Source organism: Acidisphaera rubrifaciens HS-AP3, assembly GCF_000964365.1.
Lineage (GTDB): Bacteria > Pseudomonadota > Alphaproteobacteria > Acetobacterales > Acetobacteraceae > Acidisphaera > Acidisphaera rubrifaciens.
Genome location: NZ_BANB01000433.1, coordinates 1 through 7,498, shown reverse-complemented (window position 1 = coordinate 7,498; position 7,498 = coordinate 1). Strand labels below are relative to the sequence as shown.

Below are 7,498 nucleotides of genomic sequence, written 5' to 3'. Positions count from 1 at the left end.
GCGAGCGCGCGCGGCTGGTGCGCGCGACGTGGCGGATGCCGTCGCTCGACCAGCTGCCGCCGGCGGTGATGGGCCGCGGCCGGCGGATCTGGATGGCGCTGCTGCGCGGCTATCTCGTTGCCGCGGTGCTGCTGGTGGCCGTCAAGGTCGTGCAGGTGGCACTGGGTCACTGAGGCGGCGAGGGCGGTGGGCGTGCCGCGATGACGGCGTATCTCGGCACGCTTATCGGCCTCGCGGTCGCGTTCGCCCTCGGCACCGCGATCGGCTTCGAGCGGCAATGGCGGCAACGCAACGCCGGGCTGCGCACCAACGTCCTCGTCGCCGTGGGTGCCGCGGCCTTCGCCGATCTCGGGCTGCGGGTGAACGGGGCGGAAGGGGCGACCCGCATCATCGCCTATGTCGTCTCCGGCATCGGCTTCCTCGGCGCCGGCGTCATCCTCAAGGACGGCGCGAGCATACGCGGCCTCAACACGGCGGCGACGCTGTGGTGCTCGGCCGCCGTCGGCGCCTTCGCCGGCGCGGGGCTGGAGGCGGAGGCCGTGACGGTCACCGGCTTCATCCTGGCCGGCAACACGCTGCTGCGCCCGCTGGTGAACTGGCTCAACCGCCGCCCGCTCGCCGGCGGCGCGACGGAGGCGCAATACCAGGTCCACGCCGTCTGCGACCGCGACGACGTGTCGGCGGTGCGCGACCTGCTGGACGAGGTGCTCACCCAGGCCAGCTATCCGGTGCGTGAGGTCGAGGCGCTGTCGGAGAGCGAGGATCAGGTCGAACTCGCCGCGATCCTGGTGCCGACGACGGCCGAGCCGGCCGAACTGGACCACGTGGTGCGCATCCTGCTCGGCTCCACGCTCGTGAGGTCCGCCACCTGGACCGTGAGCACGACCGTTTGACCCTGCGCCTGCCTGGACGGCGGCCGGCGCGGCGGGCAGGGTGCTGCGACGCGACGGCGTTCCTGTCCGGCCAGGAGGTATTTGCGTGACGACACCCGTTCCATCCGCGCGGCTGCATGCCGACGAACTCGCCGGCCTGCGTCCGCTGTCCGGTTGCACGATCCTCGACGTCGGCTGCGGCGGCGGCGGCTTCCTGCAGGAGTTGCTGCGGCACGGCGCCGACGCGATCGGGCTCGAGACCGACGAGGGCCAGCTGGCCCGGGCGCGCGCCGCCGGCATCGACGCATCGCGGCTGCGCATCGGTCGCGCCGGGGCGCTGCCGTTCCCGGACGCGAGCCTCGACGTCGTCTGCTGCATCTTCACGCTGCATCATTTCGCGCCCGACGAGCAGATGCGCGCCTTTGACGAGGCGGCGCGGACATTGCGGCCGGGCGGCGGGCTGTTCGTCGTGGAACCGACGCCGCACGGTCCGATGAGCGAGGTGCTCAAGCCGCTGGAGGACGAGACCGAGGTGCGCACCCGTTCCATCGCGCTGCTCGAAGACGGGGCCGTCGCCGGCCTCGCGCGGCGCGCGCGGCGGCCCTACGAGGTGACGCGGACGGTATCGGGGCCGGACGAGCTGATCCGCACCATGATCGACGTCGATCCGGCCCGGGCCGGGCGGGCGGCGGATCCGGCGGTGCGCGACGCCGTGCGGCAGCGTTTCGAGACGCATGCGGAGACGCTCGACGGCGGCGTGCGGCTGCTGCGTCAGCCCTGCATCGCCTTTTTCTTCGAACGGGCCTGATCCGGCGCCCCCCGGCTGCCGCCATGCGGCGCCTGGCGCCCGCTTCGGCCGCCCGCCACCCATGCCCCGGCGCGGCTTCCCATCCCTTCGCGGGCCGCCCATCATAGACGGCTAATCGCCGGCCCGGACACGGCATCGGCGGCGCGGGGGAGGACAGCGATGGCCGATGGAATCGATACGCGCACGGCGCGGATCACCGCCGAGGAAGCGCTGGCCGTCCACGCCTCCGGACGGCCCGGCAAGCTCGAGACGCGCATCACCAAGCCGCTGACGACGGCCCGCGACCTCAGCCTCGCCTATTCCCCCGGCGTCGCCGAACCCTGCCTGCATATCCAGCGCGATCCGGCGCTCGCCTATGACTACACGACCAAGGGCAACATGGTGGCCGTCGTTTCAAACGGAACTGCCGTGCTCGGCCTCGGCAATCTCGGCGCCATCGCCTCCAAGCCGGTCATGGAGGGCAAGGTCGCGCTGTTCAAGCGCTTCGCGGACGTGGACGGCATCGACCTCGAGGTGGGGACCGAGGATGTGGACGCGTTCGTCAACTGCGTCCGCTATCTCGGCCCCGGCTTCGGCGGCATCAATCTCGAGGACATCAAGGCGCCCGAATGCTTCATGATCGAGCAGCGGCTGCGCGAGCTGATGGATATTCCCGTCTTCCACGATGACCAGCACGGCACCGCCATCGTCGCCGCCGCCGGGCTGATCAACGCCTGTCACCTGACCGGCCGCGATCTCGCGACCACGCGTCTGGTCATCAACGGCGCCGGCGCCGCCGCCATCGCCTGCGCCGAACTGGTCAAGGCGATGGGGATGCGGCCGGAGCACGTCATGCTCTGCGACACCAAGGGCGTGGTGTTCCAGGGCCGCACCGACGGCATGAACCAGTGGAAGAGCGCGCATGCCGTGCAGACGACGGCCCGCACGCTCGCGCAGGCCGTGGACGGCGTGGACGTGTTCTTCGGCCTGTCGGTCAAGGGCGCGCTGACGCAGGACATGGTCCGCACCATGGCCGACAAGCCGATCATCTTCGCCATGGCCAATCCCGACCCGGAAATCACGCCGGAGGAGGCGCGCGCCGTCAGCCCGCACGCGATCATCGCCACGGGGCGCAGCGACTATCCGAACCAGGTGAACAACGTCCTCGGCTTTCCCTACATCTTCCGCGGCGCGCTCGACGTGCGGGCGCGGACGATCAACGAGGCGATGAAGGTGGCGGCGGCCGAGGCGCTGGCGCAGCTCGCGCGCGAGGACGTGCCGGACGAGGTACACAACGCCTCCGCCGGCAGCCGGCTGACCTTCGGGCCGGACTACATCATCCCCAACGCGTTCGATCCGCGGCTGATCTCGCGCGTGCCGCCGGCGGTCGCCCGCGCCGCGATGGACAGCGGCGTGGCGCAGCGGCCGATCGCCGATCTGCGGCGCTACAGCCGCGAGCTGTCGGGTCGGCTCGATCCGACATCCAGCGCGCTCGATGCCATCATGGAATCCGTGCGCGAGAATCCCAAGCGCGTCGTCTTCGCCGAGGGTGAGGAGGAGAAGATGGTGCGCGCCGCCGTCGCCTTCCGCAACGCCGGCTACGGCACGCCGGTACTGATCGGGCGCGAGGACCGGGTGCGCGCGACGATGGCTTCCCTCGGGCTCGGCGAGGCGGCGGGGATCGAGATCCACAACGCGCGCCTGTCGCACCGCAACCGCGACTTCGCGGAGTTCCTGTATCGCCGCATGCAGCGTCGCGGCGCGCTGTTCCGCGACTGCCAGCGCATGGTCAATCAGGACCGCAACGTCTTCGCCGCCTGCATGGTCGCCCTCCACGACGCCGACGCGATGGTGACGGGCCTGACCCGTTCGCCCGCCGTCTGCCTGGAGGATATCGGCCACGCGATCGCGACCGCGCCGATCGGCATGGGACGCGGCCTCGCCTTCGGTCTGACCTTGATGCTCGGCGTGCGCGGCAGCACCATCTTCATCGCCGACACGCTCGTGCATTTCCGCCCCAACGCGCGCGAGATGGCCGACATCGCCATCGGCGCGGCGCAGGCGGCACGTCGGCTCGGCCACGAGCCGCGCGTTGCGCTGGTGTCGCACTCGACCTTCGGCAACCCGATGCACACGGCGGCGGAGGTCATGCGCGAGGCTGTCGCGATCCTCGATCAGCACGGCGTCGATTTCGAATACGACGGCGAGATGAGCCCCGACGTCGCCCTCGACCCGAGCTATCGCGCGCTCTATCCGTTCTGCCGGCTGACCGGCCCGGCCAACGTGCTGGTGATGCCCGGACTGCATTCCGCCCACATCACCTCGCGCCTCGCCCCGCGCTTCGGCGGCGGCAGCACGATCGGTCCGTTGCTGATCGGCCTGGAACGCCCGGCGCAGATCGTGTCGATGGACGCGAGCGTGAGCCAGATCGTCGATATCGCCTGCATCGCAGCCTACCAGGCGATGGGCCGCTGAGCGGCCTTTCAGATAAGAGGCGGCCCGCTTTCTATAAGTTCGAACCGTTCTTGGCTGCGCTGTCGCGCGTGCATTTCCTCGAGAAGTTCGGTACACCGATCGATATCGACGATCATATGAGCCTGAAGACCTCCCGCTTCGGGGGTCGCAGGAGACACGTCAGCCCAATAATCCATCTGTACCGATTTTGCGATCACGTTGTAACAAGGATTAAGCCAGCCTTCGGTGAACAGTTCCAGCACCTGCGCGCCGCGGGTCGCATAAACAAGATTTGTCAGACCGCCTCCATGCGGTGCGACGACGCTCTGGGCGTTGCGGAACATTGCAATCTGTGTTTCGAGCGAAAGACCCGCCAGTTCAACTGCAACGTAGCCGTACTTTTGCAGTAGCTCGTACAATAGGGTTTCGTTTCGTACGTGACGGTGGGAGGTATCGCGTCGGCTGATATAGAGCCTCGGCGGGGTAGCGGCGTCCGGTGCCCGATGTCGCCCATATGCAAAAAGCCGCCGTGTCGCCGTCGATATCTGGAACAAGTTCGATCCAAGATGGAAATCGGAAAACACCGCCTGCGGCAAGTGGTAGAGCTTGCCCTCTGCTGCCTCAACTCGCGGTGCAGGCGCCAGCCCGTAAAAATCGAGATAGCTCCTTTGGAAAGGACGTAGCGCCGGTAACAGGAGTTGGAAATCCCCGATCCGCTTTGCTTCTATGCTGCCCCAAACGAGTGCGGGCAGATCGGATATCACAAAATGATAATATAACCCCGAGTGCCTGTGCGCACCAATGACGACCCACCGGTCACTTGGCATCGTTATCAGGGTGTCCGGCGAGCAATGCTCAATGCTCTGCAATGCATCCGGATTGTTTCTGCAATCCGCTACCAAAAGACCATCTTTGTAAATCGCCCCCGTTGCCGGATCATATACGACATCCCGGAGGCAATAGACCCGCGTCGGCCATGTCCAGTCGAACGGTGCCGAGAAAAACGCCCGTTCCGCTTCGGGAAAGCGCTGACTGAATCGCACTTGCGTGGAGTACGGAAATCGCTCCCGCGCATCGATTTCGATAACGGTCTCGGCGATGGCCGCAAGTGATAGATCGCTCAAAAGCGACTCCACGCCAGCGGCAGCAGCCGCGCCAGCCGGGCGGCCCAGGCGCGCTGGCCGTCCGGTTCGGCAATCAGATCCTGCCTGATTTCAAGCTCCAGATACGGCTCGCCGCGCTCCTCGGCATGGAACGGCACGGTGTAGTCGCTGGTGCCGGTGAGCTGATACGGCTCGTTGTCGCCGACGACGAGATCGCCCTCGGCCCGCAGGAGGTCGAGCATGATGCCGGCCAGACGCATTTCGCGGAAATGCAGGACACCGGCATGCCAGGGACGCGCGACGTCCTTGAACACGGGCGTGAAGCTGTGCAGGGCGACCAGCAGCGCCGGCCCCCGTGACCGCGCCGCCGCCAGGGACGCCGCCAGCGCGTCGTGATACGGTGTGAATATCGCGGCCATCCGGGCGGCGGCCTCGTCGGGCGTGATGCCGCGGTTGCCGGGTATCTCGGTCCGTTCGCTGATCACCGGGATCGAGGTCGGGTGGCCGGGCCGGCGGTTGCAGTCGATCACGAGGCGCGAATAGACCTGCTCGATCAATGGCGCGCCGATTGCTTCGGCAAGAGCGTCACCCACGCCGGCGATGCCGATGTCCCAGGCGATATGGCGGTCCAGTTCTGCCTCGGGCAGCCCGAGGGTGCCGAGTGCCGCCGGTATCCGCCGTCCCGCATGGTCGCAGGCGAGGACGAACGGCGTGTCCCGGCGGGCGGGACGGATACGGACGGGATGGGGTTCGTCGGGGCGGAGCAGCGGCGCGATCATGGGCGACAGTGTGCCCAGGGCAGGCGCATCGGACCAGGGGTTGTCGCGGTCCCCCGGCCGATCCCTGCCTGCCGGCGAGGCGGTCCGGCGGGGAACCCCGGCTGCCGATGAGCGTCGTGCCTGCACGCAGCGCCTGCGTCGTGCCCAATCCCGTCAACACGCACTACCGCCTCCGAAGGACCCGCCATGCATATTCGTGCCGGCTTCGATCTGACCTATGACTGTGCCGGCCCGACCCCGATGCTGCTGCAGCTCAGCGTGCACCCCAGCCGCGTCCATGATCTCCGCACGCCGCACCATCTGGCATTTTCCTGCCCGCTCGCGGTCACCGAGTACCAGGACGGGTTCGACAACACCTGTCACCGCGTCACCCTGCCGCCGGGCCGCAGCACGATCAGCACGCGCTTCGTGATCGCCGACACGGGCGAAGCGGATCTGGTCGCCCCCTGGGCGCAGCAGCTGCCGCTGGAGGCGCTGCCGCACGACGTGCTCGTCTTCCTGCTCGCCAGCCGCTACTGCGAGACCGACCGGCTGGGGGATGTCGCATGGTCGCTGTTCGGCGGGACGCCGCTCGGCTGGGCGCGCGTGCAGGCGATCGTCGATTTCGTCCATACGCATCTGACGTTCGGCTACATCCACGCGCGCAACACCCGCACCGCGTGGGAAGGCTATCAGGAGCGCATCGGCGTCTGCCGCGACTTCGCGCATCTCACCATCGCGTTCTGCCGCTGCATGAACATCCCGGCACGCTACTGCACGGGCTATCTGGGCGACATCGGCGTGCCGCTGGACCCGAATCCGATGGATTTCAGCGCCTGGGTGGAGGTGTTCCTCGACGGGCGCTGGTACACCGTCGATGCACGGCACAACCATCCGCGCATCGGCCGCATCCTGATGGCCCGCGGGCGCGATGCGGTCGATTGCGCGATCTCGACGGCTTTCGGCGCCAACCTTCTGACCGGCTTTTCCGTCGTCACCGACGCCTGCGACGAGGCGGGCAATCCGGTCGCGACCTACGCCTAGCCGTCCCGGCGCCGCCGTAGCCGCGCGGCGAGCGCCGCCGGATCGCTCACCGGCAGCGAGCAGACGCCGCCGCGGCAGACATAGGCCGCCGCCCCGCCCGGCGGCGCCGCCTTCGCGTGCGCCGGATGCGTCACGGGCAGTGATGCCGTGTCGGCGACGCTCAGCACCGCGACCGCCGGATCGGGTGCGGCCAGCGCGACCTGCCGCAGGGCGGCGGCTTGTCCGGGCGTGCCGGTGACGACGACCAGGGCGCCGTCCTCCAGCAGATCGGCGGCGGCAAGCAGGGTCGGCATGCCGGCCAGCCCCTCCCCATAGCCCGCGAAGGCGCGCAGCAGCCCCTCGGCCCGGTCACGGAACGATGCCTCGCCGGTCAGGTGGTACAGCCGGGCATAAACCTCCGCCATCAGCCCGCACCCGGCGGGCGTGACCCCGTCGCCGGCCTGTCGCGGGCGCGCGGCCGGGCCGAGCGGCACGTCGGCC

At 68.8% G+C, this 7,498-nt stretch carries 6 protein-coding genes and 1 pseudogene; 4 read left to right on the top strand and 3 right to left on the bottom strand.

Annotated features, from left to right (window positions below; translation table 11 throughout):
* Positions 1–200: 200 nt before the first annotated feature.
* From B8460_RS12560 to B8460_RS12550, 3 genes are all read left to right on the top strand, one after another.
* Entirely contained in the window at positions 201–893 is a 693-nt protein-coding gene (locus B8460_RS12560; RefSeq protein WP_048861945.1) for an MgtC/SapB family protein, read from the top strand.
* A gap of 85 nt (positions 894–978) precedes the next feature.
* Positions 979–1,680, top strand: coding sequence for a class I SAM-dependent methyltransferase (locus tag B8460_RS12555; protein WP_048861944.1), 702 nt, complete (start codon positions 979–981; stop codon positions 1,678–1,680).
* 159 nt (positions 1,681–1,839) lie between these two features.
* Positions 1,840–4,134, top strand: coding sequence for an NADP-dependent malic enzyme (locus B8460_RS12550; RefSeq protein WP_048861943.1), 2,295 nt, complete (start codon positions 1,840–1,842; stop codon positions 4,132–4,134).
* Positions 4,135–4,142: 8 nt separating this feature from the next.
* On the opposite strand, the gene B8460_RS12545 is transcribed toward B8460_RS12550, so the two are convergent.
* Together B8460_RS12545 and B8460_RS12540 are read right to left on the bottom strand one after the other, a co-directional pair.
* Positions 4,143–5,237 (bottom strand): glycosyltransferase family 61 protein, encoded by a 1,095-nt coding sequence (locus tag B8460_RS12545; RefSeq protein WP_158322831.1) that lies wholly within the window; start codon positions 5,235–5,237, stop codon positions 4,143–4,145.
* Positions 5,234–5,995, bottom strand: coding sequence for an N-formylglutamate amidohydrolase (locus B8460_RS12540; protein ID WP_048861942.1), 762 nt, complete (start codon positions 5,993–5,995; stop codon positions 5,234–5,236). Before B8460_RS12540 ends, B8460_RS12545 begins: the two co-directional genes overlap by 4 nt.
* 186 nt (positions 5,996–6,181) lie before the next feature.
* On the opposite strand from B8460_RS12540, the gene B8460_RS12535 reads away from it, so the two are divergent.
* Positions 6,182–7,018: a transglutaminase-like domain-containing protein gene (locus B8460_RS12535; protein ID WP_048861941.1), complete on the top strand. Its 837-nt coding sequence runs from the start codon at positions 6,182–6,184 to the stop codon at positions 7,016–7,018.
* Here B8460_RS12535 and B8460_RS21950 read toward each other — a convergent pair.
* Positions 7,015–7,498 (bottom strand): annotated as a pseudogene (locus tag B8460_RS21950) (thioredoxin domain-containing protein); the annotation flags it as partial. The gene B8460_RS12535 and the pseudogene B8460_RS21950 overlap by 4 nt on opposite strands.

Bases quoted from the DNA above. Each gene is read 5' to 3' on its own strand.
- B8460_RS12560 (WP_048861945.1), top strand. From the start codon at position 201: ATGACGGCGTATCTCGGCACGCTTATCGGCCTCGCGGTCGCGTTCGCC.
- B8460_RS12535 (WP_048861941.1), top strand. From the start codon at position 6,182: ATGCATATTCGTGCCGGCTTCGATCTGACCTATGACTGTGCCGGCCCG.
- B8460_RS12550 (WP_048861943.1), top strand. From the start codon at position 1,840: ATGGCCGATGGAATCGATACGCGCACGGCGCGGATCACCGCCGAGGAA.
- B8460_RS12540 (WP_048861942.1), bottom strand. From the start codon at position 5,995: ATGATCGCGCCGCTGCTCCGCCCCGACGAACCCCATCCCGTCCGTATC.